Here is an 18,902-nt window from a genome sequence, read left to right as displayed (position 1 = left end):
GCGGTCGCCGTATCGGAAGTGACACACCTCGGCGGTCGCCGTATCCGAAGTGACACACCTCGGCGGTCGCCGTATCCGAAGTGACACACTCCAGCGGTCCGCCGCGTCCGGAGTGACAGACCTTCGCTGGTCGGCCGTATGACGAGGAGTAGCGTCGGGCTCATGCATGCGATCACGATTTCCGAACCTGGTGGGCCCGAGGCGCTGGTGTGGGACGAGGTCCCCGATCCGGTGGCCGGCGAGGGCGAGGTCCTGGTCGAGGTGGTGGCCACCGCCGTCAACCGGGCCGACATCATGCAGCGCCAGGGTTTCTACGACCCGCCGCCCGGCGCGTCCCGCTACCCCGGCCTCGAATGCTCGGGCCGGATCACCGAGGTCGGCCCCGGGGTCTCCGGATGGTCGGTCGGCGACGAGGTGTGCGCGCTGCTCGCGGGCGGCGGTTACGCGCAGAAGGTCGCCGTACCGGCTGGGCAGCTGCTGCCGGTGCCGCAGGGCGTCGACCTCAAGCAGGCCGCCGCGCTGCCCGAGGTGGTCTGCACGGTCTGGTCGAACGTCTTCATGGTCGCCCACCTCCGCCCCGCCGAGACCCTGCTCGTGCACGGTGGCTCCAGCGGGATCGGCACCATGGCGATCCAGCTCGGCAAGGCGGTCGGTGCGAAGGTCGCCGTCACGGCCGGCACCAAGGAGAAGCTCGACTACTGCGCCGAACTGGGCGCGGACGTCCTCATCAACTACCGCGAGCAGGACTTCGTCGCCGAGGTCGCGCGGGCCACGGGCGGTGCGGGCGCCGACGTCATCCTCGACAACATGGGCGCCAAGTACCTGGACCGCAATGTCCAGGCCCTCGCCGTCAACGGGCGGCTCGCGATCATCGGGCTGCAGGGCGGCATCCAGGCTGAACTCAACATTGCCGCCCTCCTCGGCAAGCGGGCCGCGATCAGCGCGACCTCGCTGCGGGCCCGCCCGCTCGGCGAGAAGGCGGCCATCGTCGCCGCCGTACGCGAGCATGTGTGGCCGCTGATCTCCGCCGGCCAGGTCCGTCCGGTCGTCGACCGGGAGCTGCCGATGAGCGAGGCGGCGGCAGCGCACCAGGTGGTCGAGGACAGCGGCCACATCGGAAAGGTGCTGCTCGTCGCGCCGTAGACGGGACTGCTTCTAACTCCGGCGCACCCGGAGACCGATGAAGGCCAGGCCCAGGCCGAGGCCGATGAGGATCAGGCCGCTGCCCAGCGGCAGGATCCGCAGGACGGGCTCGGTGGGGTCCTCGGCGTGGGCGACGGTCTGGTGCACGGGTTGGAGCGGCGGCGAGGACGGCACGACCCCCGTCACCCCTGTGTCCTGCGACGGCGACGCGGAGTCGGCGGGCGTCGGAAGGGCCGAAGCGCCGTCCTCGGTCGCCGCCGATTCGGCCGTGTCCCCGTCGTCGGCTCCGTTCTCGTCCTCCTCCGCGCTGGGCTGAGCCGTCCGCCCCGGCCGCTCCCGCCCCACGCCGGCCTGGCTTCCGGCCCGGGAGGGCTCGGCGGAGGGGCGAGCGGGTGCCTGGGCGGGCGCCTGATCGTGGTGGTCGGGACCGGGAGCGGGTTTCAGGGGGGTGGCGGAGGCCGGGGGTGAAGAAGAGGCATGGGCGGCGCCGGGCGCGGGTGCATCCCCCGCGCCCTCCGCTCCCACGCCGTACGCCGGAACACCCCCGCCCGGATTCACCACCGCGCCCGTGCCCAGCACGAGCAGCAGTCCCGCGGTGCGCAGCCATGGAGTCACGGGACAAGCGTCACATCGGGCGGGTTTCCCGGCATTCCAGGTTCGGGCAAACGGTGGATCACCTTACGAGGGGGGCACCACGGTGGTGAGGTGTACGGGTGCGAGAGAATGGCGGCATGGAGATGCCGAGGAACGAAAGGTCACCGGAGAAGCCTCAGATCCTGGTCGTGGGCCAGGACGGGATGGCGCTCGGTGGCACCGGGGACGAGGACTCCCGAGAGATCCCGGTGACGGAGATGGTGGAACAGCCCGCCAAGGTCATGCGGATCGGCAGCATGATCAAGCAGCTCCTGGAGGAGGTGCGAGCGGCTCCTCTCGACGAGGCGAGCCGGGTGCGGCTCAAGGAGATCCACGCCAGCTCGGTGAAGGAGCTGGAGGACGGTCTGGCGCCGGAGCTGGTCGAGGAGCTGGAGCGGCTCTCGCTGCCCTTCACGGACACGGCGATCCCGAGCGACGCGGAACTGCGTATCGCGCAGGCGCAGTTGGTGGGCTGGCTGGAGGGACTCTTCCACGGGATCCAGACCACGCTGTTCGCCCAGCAGATGGCCGCACGGGCGCAGCTGGAGCAGATGCGCCGGGCCCTGCCGCCGGGCGTGGGCGACGGCGGCGAGGAAGGGCAGCCGGGCGGCCGGGTAGGAGGGCCGTACCTCTAGGGACGCTCGTGGGGGACTCCGACCAGGGGGCCGTGAGGCGGGAGTGGGCTGAGCGGCACGGGAGTTGAGTGGGTGTCAGCAACGCGCAAGATCATCTATTCTTTCGGCGTTTCTGACAATCGAGGAGGGGCTGCACATGAGTCCGCGACGATCCGTGCTTGTCACGGCAGGTGCCCTGGCCTGCCTGGCCATCCCGCTCATGGCCTCGCCGGCGGCAGCCGACCAGATGGTGTCGGGCAATTGCAGCGCCACTGGTGCCTATGGCGCCTACACCGGTTTCTTCGTCAGTGCCACAAAGGTGGATCCGCTGAGACTCAGAGTGGACGACACCTCGGCCGACGGCCACCACGTGGCCGTTCGCCTGGTCACCGTCGAGGCCGACGGGGACAACATCGCGTGGAGCTGGCACCACTTCAACGGCAGCAGCGCCGGTGAGTCGGCGACCTACGACACGTCGGCGTCGTCGACGAACGGCATCGCCGCCGTGCGGGTCCAGGCCGGGGCCTTCGAGGGGAACACGCTGGAGAGCATTTGCTCCAGCCCCCTGAAGTACAACCCCTACAACTGACGGTGGTGGCGGGGTGGAGTCCAGGTGGCTCCGCCCCACCACCGGCTACTGCGGCGGGTTGCCCGTCGAGACGCTGAGCTCGATCTCCGGCATCTTCTTCGGATCGACGTCCGTGTCGGCGGAGGGGAACTGATCCCTGACGGAGCCCTCGCCGTAGGTGTTCTCGTCGACCGGCGTGGTCTTCACCTTCCAGCCCGCGGCCTGCAGGCAGAGCTTGACCGAGGCGATGTACTTGAACTGGAAGTCCGGCATGCGGATCTTGGTGGGGTCGTCGTAGGACTCCTGCGGCTCCGTGCACGCGGTCGTCTCGATCGTCTTCGTCTTGTCCGGCCCGCGGTGACCCTCCACCTCCGTCGCCGAACTGCTCGCGCTGGAGCTGCTGCCGCCGCTGCCCACGTCCTCCGAGCCGCTGTTGGTCGACGCCAGGTGTGCGATCAGGGAGACGATCACAATGAGACCGACGATGATCGCGCCGATGACCACCGGCTTGTTGCTCCGGCCGCCGCCCCCGGGGGCCGGTGTCGGGTGCTGCGGGTTCAGGTTGTACGGCGGCGGGGTCGAGAGGCCCTGCTGCCCGAACCCGACCGAGGCCGGCGTCTGGTAGCCCGGCTGCTGCGGATAGCCGTAGGCGGGCGAGGGCGGCGCGGGCGCCGGAGTGCCGTGGTGGTACGGGCCCGGGTGGTACGGCGTCTGCACGGGGCCGGTGGGCGCCGGAGCAGCCTGGTCGACCGGCGGGAACACCGCGGAGCCGACGCCGGAGCCGCTCTGCGCGGGCGCGCCCGGCACGATGCTCGGGGCCGCCGCGTGCAGCGAGGACGCCACGCGCAGACACTCCTCGCGCATGGACTCGGCGTTCGGGAAGCGCTCGTTCGGGTTCTTCTTCAGCGCGCGGGCGACCAGCGCGTCCACGGCCGGCGGCAGCGAACGGTTGATCGAGGAGGGCGCGACCGGCTCCTCCTGCACATGCGCGTACGCGATGGCCAGCGGCGAGTCCGCGTCGAACGGCAGCCGCCCGGTGACCAGTTGGAACAGCATGATGCCGACCGAGTACAGGTCGCTGCGCGCGTCCACGCCCCGGCCGAGTGCCTGCTCCGGGGAGAGGTACTGCGGGGTGCCGACGACCATGCCGGTCTGGGTCATCGAGGTGACCCCGGACTGCATGGCGCGGGCGATGCCGAAGTCCATGACCTTCACGACACCGCGCTTGGTCATCATCACGTTGCCCGGCTTGATGTCCCGGTGGACCAGGCCCATCTCGTGGCTGATGTCCAGCGCCGCCAGCACGTCCGCGGTGATCTTCAGCGCCTTGTCGGCGGGCATCGCGCCGAACTGCCGTACATCCTCGTCGAGTACGGAGCCCAGCGGGCGGCCCTCGACGTACTCCATGACGATGTACGGCATCGTCGAGCCGTCGAGCGCGTCCTCGCCGGTGTCGAAGACCGAGACGATGTTCGTGTGCGTGAGCTTGGCCACGGCCTGGGCCTCGCGGCGGAAGCGCTCGCGGAAGGCCTGCTCACGGCCGAGCTCGGTGTGGAGTGTCTTGATCGCGACCTGGCGGTCGAGCACCGAGTCGTAGGCGAGGTGCACCGAGGCCATGCCGCCCTCGCCGAGCAGGTCGCGCAGCTGGTACCGGCCACCCGCCAGCGCGCGGCCCGTGTACCGGCCGTGTGGGCCGTCCTGGCTCATGTTCCGTGTCCCCCATCGGCGCCGGCTCGGTGATCGAATGTGCCATTCCCGGCCAAGTCTGCCGGAGGGCACTGACACGTCAAGCGCGGTGCCCGTTCCGTGACCGTACGCGAAAGAAGAGTCGTGGAAGCGTTACAGGTGCTGTACCGGCGGTACACAGAATTTGCACGACGGCCCGTGATACCGATTTGATGGCCGGTCCGTCTCAGGACGATTCCGGCACTGATCCCGGAACGGCGGCTTGCGCCGAGCCTGTAGCGTGGCCGACGGAGACCGTAACAACACCGCGCGCACCGCGGGCAGAAACGACGGCGAGGACTGATGGCACAGCAGCACGCTCAGGGCCCGTCCGACCCCGAGGCGGCTGGCGGCGGAATGTCGGACGCACCGGAATTGTGGGGCAACGGCGGACTGGTCGGCGACGGCAGGTACCGGCTCACCCACAGACTGGGCCGGGGCGGTATGGCCGAGGTTTTCGCGGCCGAGGACGTCCGTCTCGGGCGCACGGTGGCGGTCAAGCTGCTCCGCTCCGACCTGGCCGAGGACCCGACCTCCAAGGCCCGCTTCACGCGTGAGGCCCAGTCGGTGGCCGGGCTCAACCACCACGCGATCGTCGCCGTGTACGACTCCGGCGAGGACACGGTGTCCACGGGCGGTTACGGCGCGGGCGGCGCCCAGTCCGTGCCCTACATCGTCATGGAGATCGTCGAGGGGCGCACGATCCGCGACCTGCTCCTGAACGCCGAGGCGCCCGGGCCCGAGCAGGCCCTGATCATCGTCTCCGGTGTCCTGGAGGCGCTCGCCTACTCGCACCAGCACGGCATCGTGCACCGCGACATCAAGCCCGCGAACGTGATCATCACGCACAACGGCGCCGTCAAGGTCATGGACTTCGGCATCGCGCGCGCCCTGCATGGTGCGTCCACGACGATGACGCAGACCGGCATGGTCATGGGGACGCCCCAGTACCTCTCCCCGGAGCAGGCGCTCGGCAAGGCCGTCGACCACCGCTCCGACCTGTACGCGACGGGCTGCCTGCTCTACGAACTCCTCGCGCTGCGGCCCCCGTTCACCGGCGAGACCCCGCTGTCGGTGGTCTACCAGCACGTCCAGGACATCCCGGTCCCGCCGTCCCAGACCTCGAACGGGGTCTGCCCGCCGGAGCTCGACGGCCTCGTCATGCGCTCCCTCGCCAAGGACCCGGACGACCGTTTCCAGACGGCCGAGGAGATGCGCGGGCTGGTCCAGTACGGCCTGCAGATGCTCTACGACCAGGGCGGCCACACCGGCACGTGGAACACCGGCCCGGTGACCGTGGCGAACGGTCAGGGGACTCCGCCCGGGGGCTTCGCCGGTACGACCGTCATGCCCCAGGGCGACCCCTCCGGGACCGCGCAGATCCCGCAGCCGATCCTGCCGGGCGGCTACGGCAACGGCGACGACGGCGGCTTCGAGGCGCACGGCAACCACGGCAGCGGCCGGGGCAAGCTGTGGATCCTCGCCGTGCTCGCGGTGATCGCCATCGCGGCGGGCGTGGCGCTGGCCATGAACAACACCGGCAACGGCAGCGGCGGTTCGGGCACCTCGCAGTCGCCGACCACCTCGCAGTCCACCACGGACGACCAGTCCAGCGAGACACCGAGCGACGAGGCGTCGGCCACGCCGTCGGACACGCAGACGGACGACAGCGGCACGAGCTCCGGTTCGGGCTACACGCCGTCGCGCACCCCCTCGTACACCCCGTCGAAGACGGCCTCCGAGAAGCCGTCGAACACCCCGACCCCGTCCGCCACGGAGCCGTCGGACACCCCGACCGCGAGCACCTCGCCGGATCCGACGGACACGGGCGACCCCGGTACGGACGGCGGTACCGGCACCGTCGCCGGCGCCCTGGGCGGCGGCTGACCTCCACGCACCCCGACACGCGCGCGTGCACCCCGTAACAGGGGTCCACGCGCGCGTGCCGTTTACGTCGTTCTCTAGGGGGCGTACTCCGTGAAGGCCTCGCACACCGCGTCGTACTCCCGGGTCCACCACACGGCGAGTGCAGAGGCGGCCGGGAACTGCGGGTCCGCGCGGGTGTCGCCGCGTTCGTAGTGCCAGCGCAGCATCCAGAAGTCGTTGAGCCGCTCCCACCACACGCGGTGCACGGCGGCGGCGAGTTCGGAGGGCGTGGCCCGCGCGGCCCGCCGGTATGCGTGTGCGTACGCCCGCACCTTCGGCAGGTCGAGCGCCCCGTCGGGCCGTACGAAGAAGATCGCGGCGGCGCGTACGGCCTCCTCGGCGCGGGGCTGTACGCCGAGCCGGTCCCAGTCGACGATCGCGGCGGGGGCGTCGCCCTTGTAGAGCAGGTTGAACGGGTGGAAGTCCCCGTGGACCCACCCCACGCAGCCCCCGCGCGGCGGACGCCGGTCCGCGTGCCGCTCCAGGAGTTCCCGTCGCTCCAGCAGCCGGTGCCGGGCCAGCTCGTCGAAGGCGTCGGGGGGCCGGTGCCTGCGGACGTGCCCGAGGAGGTCGTCGATGAGGGCGAAGGTGTCGGCGGGGTCGGCGCCCGGCGCGCACTCCACGCGCTGTCCCGGCATCACCCGCTCCAGGCTCGCGTGGACGACCCCCAGCAGCGCGCCGAGGCGTCCGCACTGGACGGTGGTCAGCTGGCCGCCGTGGCGGTGGCGGCCGTCGATCCAGGGGTGCAGGGCGTAGGCGTGACCGCCCACGACGGCGACCGTACGGCCGTCGCGGTCCGGCAGCGGCGGGGCGACGGGCACGCCGAGGTCGGCCAGCCGCCGGGTCGCGGCGTGCTGGCGGGCGATCGCCGCCGGGTCCGCGGTCTCCGGGTCGAAGTGGTGCTTGAGGAAGTAGCGGCCCCGGGTGGTGCGGAGCCGGTAGCCGCGGTTCAGGAGGCCCTGCTCGACGGGTTCGCAGGCGACGGCGGACCCGGCGGCGTACTGGCTCAGGAGGGCGCCCAGTGGGGGCGCGTGGGGCACGGGGGGTGGTACACGTAAGGGCGGCACGCGGCCGATGCTAGGGCACGCGGCGGGCCTGTGAGCTGCGGTTTGTCACAGAAAGTCACCGGTCGGTCGTCGATGGTCGCTTTCGGTCACAGGGTGGGCCCGAAGTGCCGTTCCAGGCCGCCGTCCACCGGGTGCACGGTGCCGAGCCGCGGTTCGATGCGCAGGTACACCATCGCGTCCCGGGCCGGGCCGAATCGTTCGACCTGGTCGGCCGTCGGTTCGTGCGGCTCGCACGTGCCGATCACCTGCACGGACCACAGCTCCTCGCCCGGCCCGGCCGAGTCCAGGTTGTCGGCCCCGTAGGCGACGACGCTGCCCACGCACGCGTGGTGGTGGCCGTGGCTCCGGGGCATGCGCAGCAGGAGCCGGCCGTCCTGGACGATGTGGCCGGCGAGGGCCAGGAAGGGCAGCGCCCGCAGAGTGGTCGCCACCCGGCCGTGGCCGGTGCGGGAGAGCAGGGCGATGGCCGGCTGTGCGTCCTGGGACATGTGACCACTGTCGGCGCGTCAGGCCTCCCGGGGGAGAGGTCTTTGGTCCCTAATCGCGCCGCCGCTCGGCCTGTCTGCGCGCCACGTAGGCCGCCGCCTGCGAGCGCCGCTCCATACCGAGTTTGGAAAGCAGACTCGATACGTAGTTCTTGATGGTCTTCTCCGCGAGGTGCAGCCGCTCGCCGATCGCCCTGTTGGTGAGCCCCTCCCCGATCAGGTCGAGGATCCTGCGCTCCTGGTCGGTCAGCCCCTCGAACCCGTCGTCCGGAGCGGCCCCGCCGTTGCGCAGCCGCTCCAGCACCCGGGCGGTCGCCACCGGGTCCAGCAGCGACTTCCCCGCCGCGACATCCCGTACGGCACTCAGCAGTTCGTTCCCCCGGATGGCCTTCAGGACGTACCCGGAGGCGCCCGCCATGATCGCGTCGAACAGGGCCTCGTCGTCCGCGTAGGAGGTCAGCATCAGGCACTTCACCGACTCGTCCCGCGCGCGGATCTCCCGGCACACCTCGACCCCGCTGCCGTCCGGGAGCCGTACGTCCAGGATCGCGACGTCCGGGCGCACGGCCGCGATCCGCACCAGGGCGTCGGCCGCCGTGCCGGCCTCGCCGACCACCTCGATGTCGTCCTCCACGGAGAGCAACTCGTGGACACCTCTGCGTACCACTTCATGGTCATCGAGGAGAAAAACACTGATTTTTCCGTCTTCGCGCACACGGCAAGTCTCACACGCGGCCTCTTCCCGTGCCCGAGGTGACCGGGATAACGTGCCGTTGTTCCGGCCCCCTGCAAGGCTGTGACCAGGAGTTGTTCCCGACTTTGCCGATTTACTTGGAAATCCAAGCAAAATCGCAGGTCAGGAGGGGTTTCACAGAATTGTGGAGCACTGGGTAACGTGCCTTTTGCAGGGCGCTCGCCGGGGCACCTGTCACGCCTGCTCCCGACGAACCGCACCCACCCTGTGCGTCCGTGGGGCGCAGGTGAGCCGCACTGGCACCCGGCGAACCCGGGGAGCCGGACCGACGGAGGAGCACACGTTGACCGTGGAGAGCACTGCCACGCGCAAGCCGCGACGCAGCGCCGGAAGCAAGGCCAAGGGCGCCGACCCGGACCTCGTCCAGCTGCTGACGCCCGAGGGCAAGCGAGTCAAGAACGCGAAGACCGCCCCGTACGACAAGTACGTCGCCGGCATCACCCCCGATGAGCTCCGCGGCCTCTACCGCGACATGGTGCTCACCCGCCGCTTCGACGCCGAGGCCACCGCCCTGCAGCGCCAGGGCGAGCTGGGCCTGTGGGCCTCGCTGCTCGGTCAGGAGGCCGCCCAGATCGGTTCCGGGCGCGCCACCCGCGAGGACGACTACGTCTTCCCGACCTACCGCGAGCACGGCGTCGCCTGGTGTCGCGGGGTCGACCCGACCAACCTGCTGGGCATGTTCCGGGGCGTCAACCACGGCGGCTGGGACCCCACCGTCAACAACTTCCACCTGTACACGATCGTCATCGGCTCGCAGACGCTGCACGCCACCGGCTACGCGATGGGCGTGACCATGGACGGCGCCGACAGCGCCGTCATCGCGTACTTCGGGGACGGTGCCTCCAGCCAGGGCGACGTCGCCGAATCGTTCACCTTCTCGGCGGTGTACAACGCCCCGGTCGTGTTCTTCTGCCAGAACAACCAGTGGGCCATCTCCGAGCCCACCGAGAAGCAGACCCGCGTCCCGCTCTACCAGCGCGCCCAGGGCTACGGCTTCCCGGGCGTCCGCGTCGACGGCAACGACGTGCTGGCCTGCCTCGCGGTCACCAAGTGGGCGCTGGAGCGGGCCCGCAACGGCGAGGGACCCACGCTCGTCGAGGCGTACACGTACCGCATGGGCGCCCACACCACCTCCGACGACCCGACGAAGTACCGCGCCGACGAGGAGCGCGAGTCGTGGGAGGCGAAGGACCCGATCCTTCGGTTGCGCCGGTATCTGGAGGCCTCAAACCACGCGGACGAGGGATTTTTCGCGGAACTCGAAACCGAGTCCGAGGCGTTGGGCAGGCGAGTGCGCGAAGCGGTCCGTGCCATGCCGGACCCGGACCGGTTCGCACTCTTCGAGCACGTGTACGCCGACGGGCACGCGCTCGTCGACGAGGAGAGGGCCCAGTTCGCCGCCTACCAGGCGTCGTTCGCGGACGAAGAAGGGGGTAAGTGACATGGCGCAGACCGCGACAACCAAGAACCTGCCGCTGGCGAAGGCGATCAACGAATCGCTGCGCGCCGCCCTGGAGTCCGACCCCAAGGTCCTCATCATGGGCGAGGACGTCGGCAAGCTCGGCGGCGTCTTCCGCGTCACGGACGGCCTCCAGAAGGACTTCGGCGAGCGCAGGGTCGTCGACACCCCGCTCGCCGAGTCGGGCATCGTAGGCACCGCCATCGGCCTCGCCCTCCGCGGCTACCGCCCGGTCGTGGAGATCCAGTTCGACGGCTTCGTCTTCCCGGCCTACGACCAGATCGTCACCCAGCTCGCCAAGATGCACGCCCGCTCCCTCGGCAAGGTCAAGCTCCCGATCGTCGTCCGCATCCCCTACGGCGGTGGAATCGGCGCGGTCGAACACCACTCGGAGTCCCCCGAGGCCCTGTTCGCCCATGTGGCCGGCCTGAAGATCGTCAGCCCGTCGAACGCGTCGGACGCCTACTGGATGATGCAGCAGGCCATCCAGAGCGACGACCCGGTGATCTTCTTCGAACCGAAGCGGCGCTACTGGGACAAGGGCGAGGTCAACACGGAGGCCATCCCCGGCCCCCTGCACAAGGCCCGCGTGGTCCGCGAGGGCACGGCCCTGACCCTCGCCGCCTACGGCCCCATGGTGAAGCTCTGCCAGGAGGTCGCCGACGCGGCTGCCGAGGAGGGCAAGTCGCTGGAGATCCTGGACCTGCGCTCGGTGTCCCCGCTGGACTTCGACGCGATCCAGACCTCGGTCGAGAAGACCCGCCGCCTGGTCGTGGTCCACGAGGCGCCGGTGTTCTTCGGCTCCGGCGCCGAGATCGCTGCCCGCATCACCGAGCGCTGCTTCTACCACCTGGAGGCGCCGGTCCTCAGGGTCGGCGGCTATCACGCCCCGTATCCGCCGGCCCGCCTGGAGGAGGAGTACCTGCCGAGCCTGGACCGGGTGCTCGACGCCGTCGACCGCGCTCTGGCGTACTGAGGAGAGGGTCGTGACGACGATGACTGAAGCTGAAGCGTCCGTACGAGAGTTCAGGATGCCGGACGTGGGCGAGGGCCTCACCGAGGCCGAGATCCTCAAGTGGTACGTCCAGCCCGGCGACACCGTCACCGACGGCCAGGTCGTCTGCGAGGTGGAGACGGCGAAGGCAGCCGTGGAACTCCCCATCCCCTACGACGGCGTGGTCCACGAACTCCGCTTCCCCGAGGGGACGACGGTGGCGGTGGGCACGTCCATCATCGCGGTGGCGGTCGCGGGGGGCGGTGCCGCTCCCGAGGAGACCCCGGCCGCTCCCGTGGCCGCTCCCGCTCCCGCTCCCGCACAGGCGGAGGCGAAGCCCGCGGCCCCGGCCCGCACGCCGGTCCTGGTGGGCTACGGCGTCTCCACGTCCGCCACGAAGCGCCGCCCCCGCAAGGGCGCGGAGATCCCGGCCCAGGAGCCGTCGGTGACGGCGGCCGTACAGGCGGAGCTGAACGGCCACGCACCCGCCGTGCAGTCCCGTCCCCTCGCCAAGCCACCGGTGCGCAAGCTGGCGAAGGACCTGGGCGTCGACCTGGCGACGGTGACTCCGTCGGGCCCGGGCGGCATCATCACCCGCGAGGACGTGCACGCAGCGGTGGCCCCGGCCCCGGCCCCGGCGCCGCAGGTCCAGGTGGCTCCGCCCGTCGTGACGCCGACGTACGACACGACCCGGGAGACCCGTATCCCGGTGAAGGGCGTCCGCAAGGCGACGGCGGCGGCGATGGTCGGCTCGGCGTTCACGGCACCGCATGTCACGGAGTTCGTGACGGTGGACGTGACGCGGACGATGAAGCTGGTCGAGGAACTCAAGCAGGACAAGGAGATGCAGGGCCGACGGGTCAACCCGCTCCTGCTGATCGCCAAGGCCCTGCTGGTGGCCATCAAGCGCAACCCGGACGTCAACGCCTCCTGGGACGACGCCGCCCAGGAGATCGTCCTCAAGCACTACGTCAACCTCGGCATCGCGGCTGCGACCCCGCGCGGTCTGATCGTGCCGAACATCAAGGACGCCCACGCGAAGACGCTGCCCCAACTGGCGGATTCACTGGGTGAGTTGGTGTCCACGGCACGCGACGGCAAGACGTCCCCCGCGGCGATGCAGGGCGGCACGGTGACCATCACCAACGTCGGCGTCTTCGGCATCGACACCGGCACCCCGATCCTCAACCCCGGAGAGTCGGCGATCCTCGCGATCGGCACGATCAAGCTCCAGCCGTGGGTCCACAAGGGCAAGGTGAAGCCCCGCCAGGTCACGACGCTGGCTCTGTCCTTCGATCACCGGTTGGTGGACGGGGAGTTGGGCTCGAAGGTGCTGGCGGACGTGGCGGCGATCCTGGAGCAGCCGAAGAGGTTGATCACGTGGGCGTGAGAGCCGCCCTGTTCGGATAGGTTCAGCGTGGAGGGGCCGGCCGCAATCTCGGTTTGCGACCGACCCCTCCGTCGTGTTCCCGGCTTCGATTCATCAGCGGTTGAGCACGTAGACCGGCGCTCCGTCCTCGCTGCCGCCCCGGGAACGGATGCAGGCGTGCTTGCGCAGCATGCGCAGGCAGTCGTTGACGCGCTGTACGGAGAGTCCGGTACGGGCCGCGAGGGAATCGAGCGGCTGGCGCAACTCACCTTCCTCGACCAGAACCGGCACGATCGCCACGGCCACCGCCCACACGTCCGAGGTGACGGACAGCCGCTGTCGCCAGTCGGCCAGCACGGACTCGGTGGTCGGGTCCGAGGAAAGCGCGGTGGTGGCTAAGGACGCGTCCGGCACCGGACGGTCGAGGGCCAGGACGTCCAGCCGGTTCGCGATGCGTTCCATGGCCTGGGCGATGGCCTGCTGCGCGCTGAGTGTCGCGCGCTGCATCTCCACCATGGTGCGTTGCAGCGCGAGTGACTCGTGCTGGGCGACGGCGAGTTGCTCGTCCGCCTGAAGGTTGCGCTCTTCCAGCCGGACGATGGCCTCGGCGACCTGCTCGGGCATGGCGTAGGCGATGGGGGCGCCGGGTTCGGTGGGCTGTACCTCGGCTTCTTCGAGGGAGTACGAGCCTTCGCGCTGGACCGTCTCGATCACTTCGGCGGCCCACTGTTTGAAGGGGGCGCAGGCGGGTTTCGTGCAGGCGTTGACGAGGAGGATGAGGCCTTGGAGAGAGATGATATTCAGGTCTCGCCGCCACTCTCTACCTGCGGGAATGCCCAGACCGTAAGCTCCGGTTACGGTCTCGAGAATCTCTCGATGGTCGTTGGGCACGTGGTCGGCGAGTGCTTGCCGTGAGTTGGTGTGCCCCAGTTCCTTGCAGACATCCACCGCAGGGAACCAGTGCGTCCCGTCCGGCATGGTCAGTCTCCGGATGCGGGCTCCGGTAGCCGCGTAGACGAAGTCGCTGATGTCGATGGCGTCCTGCGGCGACTGCCGGTTCGGCTTGTGCTTGCTGGGTTCGATCATATGAACCACCTCCGCAGCGAAACGTAGGGCGGAGAAAATCGAATATGCCAACCAGTGCACGGATGTTCACTGTTGAGGAGGAAGATCGCCGATTTCACGGCCTGGGGCTGTTGGGGTGTGTTACTCGATTCAGAGGCCGTCGGCGATCAGCGCGAGCCAGCCGCTGGGTGAGTACGGCGCCGGCGGGTCGACCTCCATGCCCAACTCGGCCACGGCGAGGGCGTATTCGGTCTCGTCGAGGTCCAGGGCGAGCAGTTCGTGCAGCTCGCCGACGAGGTGGGCGACAAGTTGCGGGTCGGTCGAGGTCCGGTAGTCGTCGATCGCCGCGTCGTGGTCGTCGAACTCGTCCGGCATGTCCTGGGAGAACCACCCGCCGAGGAACTGGCCGAGTTCCGGGAAGCGGGCGTGCCATTCCCAGTGGGTGGCGGGAGTGGCAGGGGCAGGGACCTCGCCTTCCTCGACGCTGTGCTTGATGTGGTCGGCGAGGCAGTACAGCCACTGCTGGAGGCCGGCTTCGGGAAGTCCGACGTCCGGGATGGCGTAGAACTCGCCAAGGCGCAGGCGGAGTCGGCCGGGAGGGTTGTCGGCGTACTCGCGGAGTTGGCGTTCGGCGACGGCGAGGGCCCAGGGGCGGGTGTGCCAGGTGTGGCGGAGATAGGCGACCAGAGCCTCGCTCGGCTTGTCCGGGATGTCGTCGGCCGGCTGACCGGCGTAGGCGCGGATCACCTGGTCCAACTCGCCGTAGCGGCGGTCGTGTTCGAGGGGGCTCAGGGGCACGGTGGTCAGCCTCTACGGATCGGGTCGCTACAGGTAGACAGGGAACGTGGCGTGTACGACGAAGCCGTGCGGCCGGGACGCGTCCCGCTTCAGGATCACCCGGGCCGCGCGGACGTCCACCGGGTCCCGTCCGGCCAGCATCATCGCCTGGAGGAGGACTCGTCCGACCGGTTCGGGGCGGGAGGGCCAGGACGCCTCGATGGTCAGGCGGGGGCGCGTGGACTGGGCCAGCCAGCGGTGGATTGCCTGCTCGTTGGCGGTGACGACCTGCTGGGCGGCCCATTGGGCGGTTTCGCGGTCGGGGTAGGTGGCGGTACGGGTATGCATGCCATGACTCCTGCCGGTGCGAACTACGCCGAAACCCAGTGCGGCGGGTGCTCTTCGCGCATGTGGGTGGTGAAAGTCTCGACGATGAGGGGTAGCCAGTCCGACCAGTCAAGGGTGCCTGATCCCAGGCCGTGTTCGACTTCGAAGAATTGGTGCAGTGATTCCTCGCTGTGGAAGATGGTCAGTGCTTCCGTGCACTCTGCCACGAGAGGGGGGAGACACCACAGACAGATGGGGTGGCGGTGGCATTCCTCGATGAAGAGGTGGAGTCCCTCGGACTCGGTCATGTCGTCCTCGGTGGCGATTCCGTCCTGGCCGTAGTAGTTCGACAGGAATTCGCTCAGCTGAGGGAAACGGAAGGCGAGTTCCGGGCTTGTGGGGACGGCTAGGGAAAGCTTGGTCACGAAGCCCGACTTCCAGGACTCGGTGTGCGTGGCGATGCCCCGCAGTACCGTCCATGGTTCGTCCGTCGCCCACCCCGTCGTCATCTCTCTCAGGTCGTCAGGTACCACTGCGGTGCCTGCGAAGCTCGGCTCCAGGGCATCGGCCATCAGGCGTACCTCGGCGGCGACCTCGTAGAGGTTTCTTCCGCCTCTCCTGCCCGCGAGCCACAGGGACCGCAGCGTCGGCTCCAGTGCGGCCGTGTGTTCCTCGACCGGATCGGGCGTGCGATGACGGAACACCGACAGCAGCGTCCTCGCTCCCTCGAAGCGGAAGTGGTTGATCGTCTCTTCCTCAAGCATGCTGTTCTGTCGTTCCTCAGGTGTCAGTGGGCGTGGAGGTGATGAGCGTGAACGGAGGGTCCATGCCTGGGGCGGGTTTCACTCGGATCTGGACGCCGTGCGACTGGACCACGTTCGGTTCCCGGTGTGCAGCGAGCGCTTGTTGGTACTCGTTCTTGGTAATGCTGCTACCGGTCACTGGGCCCTGAGGATCAAGGTATGTGAAGGGCTTGTTCGGAGGATGGTACGGAGGCCCGTCGTCCAGGTAGTCACTGATCGCGGCCTGGTTCTTGTCGATGGCCAGCTGGGTGAATTTCTGGGCATCGGTCAGGTTCTTGAAGGTGGATGCCGCGGGGATATTGGTCTGGTCGCGCAACCGCTGCACGAGCTGTGCGTCGGTTTTCCCGATGTGCTTGTCGACACCGTGCGAGTTGTCGATGTATTCCTGGTTCGCCAGGTCGAGGGGATACCTGTGGTTTCCCGCCGAATCGTTCGGCACGGTCCACTTGTGTTCATTCTTGAAGTCGTTTAGCGCCCGCGCGCCGAAGGCCTCGGCCCTCGCCTCCTCCGCGTCGAATGTGGGCGCGCTCCTCAGCGCCTCGTCCAACTCCCAGTCCAGTTCGAGGAGTTTGGCGGCGGCGTCGCTGAAAGCCTGCTGGTAGATCTCGACGGCCTTGTCCGCGGCCTGCCGGTCCATGTGCCTGCGGAACGCCATCACCAGTTCACCGAACATGTCGGTGGCCGCGAGTTTGAACAGTTCCAGCGGGTCGAGTCCGGTCGTCAGATCCACGACCATCCCCTTGGCCGCCGTCTTGGCCAGGTTCTCGGTGGTCGTCCGGCAGGTGCGTACGACCTGGACCAGGTCGTCGCAGGTCTTCTGGACGGTGTCGGCGGTGTGGTGCAGCACCTCCAGGATAGGTCTGCGCTGCCCGGGTGCCACCGTTGCCGAGGTCTTCCAACTGCGGCCGCCCTGCTGCGCGATGTTGCCCTGCGCGTCACGGCTGCGGCCCCAGGCGGTGGTCCCCCAGATCGCCTGGCAGAACGACTTCATCGCGCCCTGCCATTCGCTGTTGCCCTGCGGATCGGTCATGTAGTCGATGGCGGCGGTGAAGTTGTCGCCCGCCTTCAGCGCGGTGCTCGCTGCCTCCCGCCATGCGGTGGCCATCCCCTTGAGGTCGTCGTCGCGTGCTCCCGGGGTGATCTCGTGGGTCTTCCCGAGATTGAGCCCGTACTCGATGGCCGGTCGCGCGATGTCCGCGAGGAAGTCCGGGATCTCACCGAGCGCGCCGGAGATGGCCCACGAGTCGGCGTCCTCGCCCGTCCCGGACCACTTGATGTCGTTGATCTTCCCGTAGTCGGGTTGTTTGTCGATGACCGCCGGAGGGATGCGGCGGGGCGGCGGTCCGTACATACCGCGCGAAGACCAGTCCGCTGCCTGGTAGTTGTTGGCTGTCACCGTCAGACCGACCGCCACCCCGCCCACGCTCAGCACACTCGTCGCCCAGACCTTGACGAACTTCTCGGCGATCTGCATGTAGACGTTGGCGAAGGAGTCCGGGCCCCATCCGGTTCCGGCCGACTGGCTGTACTCATTGAGCGCCCCGACCAGCCGGGTGGCTCCCTTGTCGTAGTCGAACTGTCCGTCGCGCACCACCGCCGACGAGTAGTACAGATGCGGCGGCTGTACGTCGAAGCCGCCACCGGCACCCGGCGCAGCCGTCTTCAACCGGTCGCGTTCCTGCTGGCGTTCGGCATCGCTGGGCCGGTCTGCCATCAGGCCGCCCCCCAACCCCGCAGCACCGCCCGGTGCGCCGCCGAGTAGTTCGCGTGACCGGTGGTGACATACGCGTGCAGCCACTTCTGCGCGGCCTGCAGATCCTGCGCCGAGCGGTCCCACTCGTCCAGCTTCTCGACGAAGACCTCGCGGGCCTCGCCCTTCCAGGACAGGACGACCGGTTCGGCGCGGTCGTAGAGGTCGTCGAGCTTGCCGTTGAGCTGCTTGAGGATGTCCTCCAGCTCGGCGGTGAGGTCGTGGAGCGTGGCGAAGGAGACGGCTATGTGGTCGTCGTCGGCGGAAGCCCCGGTCGACATGATCCCCCTGGATATCGGTCGGCAACTATGGCTGGATGGCGGGCACTTGACGGCTCGGATCAGAAGGAGTCGAGGCTGCTGCGGGGTGCAGTCGGCGTATCACCGCCCGTCGCCTCCGCGTTGGGCGTGGACAGCTTGTCGACCTCGCCGCCGACGTCGACCCGGATCCTCCGCATCTGCTCCAGCACCTCGATGTCGTTCGCGGAGAAGCCGTCCCGGCTCATCCGCACGGCCTGCTCCAGCAGTTTCATCACTTCGCGGATGCGTACGGCGTCCTCGGTCGCCGCGCGGTGGAACTCGCGGTACGCCGTCGCCGCGGGGCCGCGCCAGCCGGCCTCGATGCGGTCGACGATCGCGTCCATGCGTCTGACCTGCTTGTCGAGGTGGTCCTGCATGTCGTCGAGGTCACCGGCGAGCCTGGTGAGGTCGGCGGACGTCACGCGCAGGTCGGGGCCGCCGCCCTGGCCCGCACCGGTTCCGGGCACTGCCATGCCGTATCTCCGCCCCCGTCGCGTCGGCATCACACGTCACTTGCTGTTGCAATAATCCTACGGTTCGCAGTGGCCCCGGAGCCAGGTCGTTCAAGGTCCCAGGATGTCCAACTCTGCCCAGACGGTCTTGCCGACAGTGAGCTTCTCCACGGCCCAACGGGCGGCCAGCGTACGGACGATGAGCAGGCCGCGGCCGAACTGGTCGTCGAGGGTGGAGCTTTGGGGCCACGGGAGTCGCTCGCCCCTCGGGTCGGTGACCGCCACGCGCAGGGCGCTGCCGGTGAGGGACGTCTCCACGCGGAACAGGCGGTCCCGGAGGCACCCGTGAAGTAGGGCGTTCGTGCACAACTCGCTTGCCAGCAGGGCCGCGTCGCCTGCGGAGTGGGGGTGTCCCCAGGCGGCGGTGAGGTGGGCGACGTGTCTGCGGGCGCGGGGGATGTTGCTCGGGTACGGGGTGTAGGTGACGGCGTCGTAGTGGTCGTAGGGGCCGTTGGGCTTCGGGAGTCCGGGAGGACAGGAGTCGGTCACCGGGCGCACCTCCTTGTGCGATGGGGGGACAGGGGCCAGGTGGGGTGGCTCTGCCGTGCTGTGCCGGGTGTGGGCAGCGCGGTGCACTTCCGCCAACCGGTGCCGCTGGGTGGCTTGTTGTGCACTGAGGGTAGCGGTGCACG

20 protein-coding genes are annotated in these 18,902 nt (G+C 69.3%); 7 read left to right on the top strand and 13 right to left on the bottom strand.

Annotated elements, in window-relative coordinates; all coding sequences use genetic code 11:
- Positions 1-162 precede the first annotated feature (162 nt).
- Positions 163-1,143, top strand: a complete 981-nt coding sequence (locus ACWDEW_RS36710) for an NAD(P)H-quinone oxidoreductase (RefSeq protein WP_450518825.1) — start codon at positions 163-165, stop codon at positions 1,141-1,143.
- Between the two features lie 12 nt (positions 1,144-1,155).
- On the opposite strand, the gene ACWDEW_RS36705 is transcribed toward ACWDEW_RS36710, so the two are convergent.
- Positions 1,156-1,758 (bottom strand): hypothetical protein, encoded by a 603-nt coding sequence (locus tag ACWDEW_RS36705; protein ID WP_450518823.1) that lies wholly within the window; start codon positions 1,756-1,758, stop codon positions 1,156-1,158.
- Positions 1,759-1,874: 116 nt separating this feature from the next.
- Between ACWDEW_RS36705 and ACWDEW_RS36700 the strand changes: the two genes are divergently transcribed.
- A complete protein-coding gene (locus ACWDEW_RS36700) occupies positions 1,875-2,411 on the top strand; it encodes a bacterial proteasome activator family protein (protein WP_450518821.1) in 537 nt (178 codons plus the stop codon).
- A 136-nt stretch (positions 2,412-2,547) separates the two neighbouring features.
- Positions 2,548-2,979: a hypothetical protein gene (locus ACWDEW_RS36695; protein ID WP_450518819.1), complete on the top strand. Its 432-nt coding sequence runs from the start codon at positions 2,548-2,550 to the stop codon at positions 2,977-2,979.
- A gap of 45 nt (positions 2,980-3,024) precedes the next feature.
- On the opposite strand, the gene ACWDEW_RS36690 is transcribed toward ACWDEW_RS36695, so the two are convergent.
- Positions 3,025-4,665: a protein kinase domain-containing protein gene (locus ACWDEW_RS36690; RefSeq protein ID WP_450518817.1), complete on the bottom strand. Its 1,641-nt coding sequence runs from the start codon at positions 4,663-4,665 to the stop codon at positions 3,025-3,027.
- 375 nt (positions 4,666-5,040) lie between these two features.
- Here ACWDEW_RS36690 and ACWDEW_RS36685 point away from each other — a divergent pair, with 375 nt between their 5' ends.
- Positions 5,041-6,570, top strand: a complete 1,530-nt coding sequence (locus ACWDEW_RS36685; RefSeq protein ID WP_450518898.1) for a protein kinase domain-containing protein — start codon at positions 5,041-5,043, stop codon at positions 6,568-6,570.
- A 74-nt stretch (positions 6,571-6,644) separates the two neighbouring features.
- On the opposite strand, the gene ACWDEW_RS36680 is transcribed toward ACWDEW_RS36685, so the two are convergent.
- The 3 genes from ACWDEW_RS36680 to ACWDEW_RS36670 form a co-directional block, all read right to left on the bottom strand.
- Positions 6,645-7,649, bottom strand: a complete 1,005-nt coding sequence (locus ACWDEW_RS36680; RefSeq protein ID WP_450518815.1) for a phosphotransferase — start codon at positions 7,647-7,649, stop codon at positions 6,645-6,647.
- 113 nt (positions 7,650-7,762) lie between these two features.
- Positions 7,763-8,164 carry a pyridoxamine 5'-phosphate oxidase family protein gene (locus ACWDEW_RS36675; RefSeq protein ID WP_450518813.1) on the bottom strand — a complete coding sequence of 134 codons (402 nt, stop codon included), beginning with the start codon at positions 8,162-8,164 and terminating at the stop codon, positions 7,763-7,765.
- 49 nt (positions 8,165-8,213) lie between these two features.
- Positions 8,214-8,876 (bottom strand): response regulator, encoded by a 663-nt coding sequence (locus tag ACWDEW_RS36670; protein ID WP_450518811.1) that lies wholly within the window; start codon positions 8,874-8,876, stop codon positions 8,214-8,216.
- A gap of 322 nt (positions 8,877-9,198) precedes the next feature.
- Here ACWDEW_RS36670 and pdhA point away from each other — a divergent pair, with 322 nt between their 5' ends.
- Genes pdhA through ACWDEW_RS36655 form a run of 3 tightly spaced genes read left to right on the top strand, consistent with a single transcriptional unit; the run spans position 9,199 to position 12,758 of the window.
- Positions 9,199-10,356 (top strand): pyruvate dehydrogenase (acetyl-transferring) E1 component subunit alpha, encoded by a 1,158-nt coding sequence (gene pdhA, locus ACWDEW_RS36665; protein ID WP_450518809.1) that lies wholly within the window; start codon positions 9,199-9,201, stop codon positions 10,354-10,356.
- 1 nt (position 10,357) lies between these two features.
- On the top strand, positions 10,358-11,350 hold the full coding sequence (locus ACWDEW_RS36660) for an alpha-ketoacid dehydrogenase subunit beta (protein ID WP_450518807.1): 993 nt from the start codon (positions 10,358-10,360) through the stop codon (positions 11,348-11,350).
- 10 nt (positions 11,351-11,360) lie between these two features.
- Positions 11,361-12,758 (top strand): dihydrolipoamide acetyltransferase family protein, encoded by a 1,398-nt coding sequence (locus ACWDEW_RS36655; RefSeq protein WP_450518805.1) that lies wholly within the window; start codon positions 11,361-11,363, stop codon positions 12,756-12,758.
- Between the two features lie 93 nt (positions 12,759-12,851).
- Here ACWDEW_RS36655 and ACWDEW_RS36650 read toward each other — a convergent pair whose 3' ends face one another.
- From ACWDEW_RS36650 to ACWDEW_RS36615, 8 genes are all read right to left on the bottom strand, one after another.
- Positions 12,852-13,823, bottom strand: coding sequence for a BRO family protein (locus ACWDEW_RS36650; protein ID WP_450518803.1), 972 nt, complete (start codon positions 13,821-13,823; stop codon positions 12,852-12,854).
- Between the two features lie 129 nt (positions 13,824-13,952).
- On the bottom strand, positions 13,953-14,600 hold the full coding sequence (locus ACWDEW_RS36645) for a contact-dependent growth inhibition system immunity protein (RefSeq protein WP_450518802.1): 648 nt from the start codon (positions 14,598-14,600) through the stop codon (positions 13,953-13,955).
- 27 nt (positions 14,601-14,627) lie between these two features.
- Complete coding sequence (locus tag ACWDEW_RS36640) at positions 14,628-14,927, bottom strand: RNase A-like domain-containing protein (protein WP_450518800.1); 300 nt, start codon at positions 14,925-14,927, stop codon at positions 14,628-14,630.
- A gap of 23 nt (positions 14,928-14,950) precedes the next feature.
- Positions 14,951-15,670, bottom strand: coding sequence for a hypothetical protein (locus tag ACWDEW_RS36635; protein WP_450518798.1), 720 nt, complete (start codon positions 15,668-15,670; stop codon positions 14,951-14,953).
- Between the two features lie 16 nt (positions 15,671-15,686).
- Positions 15,687-17,423: an RNase A-like domain-containing protein gene (locus ACWDEW_RS36630; protein ID WP_450518796.1), complete on the bottom strand. Its 1,737-nt coding sequence runs from the start codon at positions 17,421-17,423 to the stop codon at positions 15,687-15,689.
- The gene (locus tag ACWDEW_RS36625; RefSeq protein ID WP_450518794.1) at positions 17,423-17,740 is read right to left on the bottom strand and encodes a WXG100 family type VII secretion target; all 318 of its coding nucleotides are present in this window, start codon (positions 17,738-17,740) and stop codon (positions 17,423-17,425) included. The genes ACWDEW_RS36630 and ACWDEW_RS36625 overlap by 1 nt, the downstream gene beginning before the upstream one ends.
- 59 nt (positions 17,741-17,799) lie before the next feature.
- Complete coding sequence (locus ACWDEW_RS36620; RefSeq protein WP_450518792.1) at positions 17,800-18,231, bottom strand: WXG100 family type VII secretion target; 432 nt, start codon at positions 18,229-18,231, stop codon at positions 17,800-17,802.
- Positions 18,232-18,321: 90 nt separating this feature from the next.
- Complete coding sequence (locus tag ACWDEW_RS36615; protein ID WP_450518790.1) at positions 18,322-18,759, bottom strand: ATP-binding protein; 438 nt, start codon at positions 18,757-18,759, stop codon at positions 18,322-18,324.
- Between the last annotated feature and the right edge of the window lie 143 nt (positions 18,760-18,902).

This window comes from Streptomyces sp. NPDC001100, from assembly GCF_053598575.1.
Note: the sequence above shows the minus strand (reverse complement) of the source record. Positions and strands in the feature narration are given on the sequence as shown.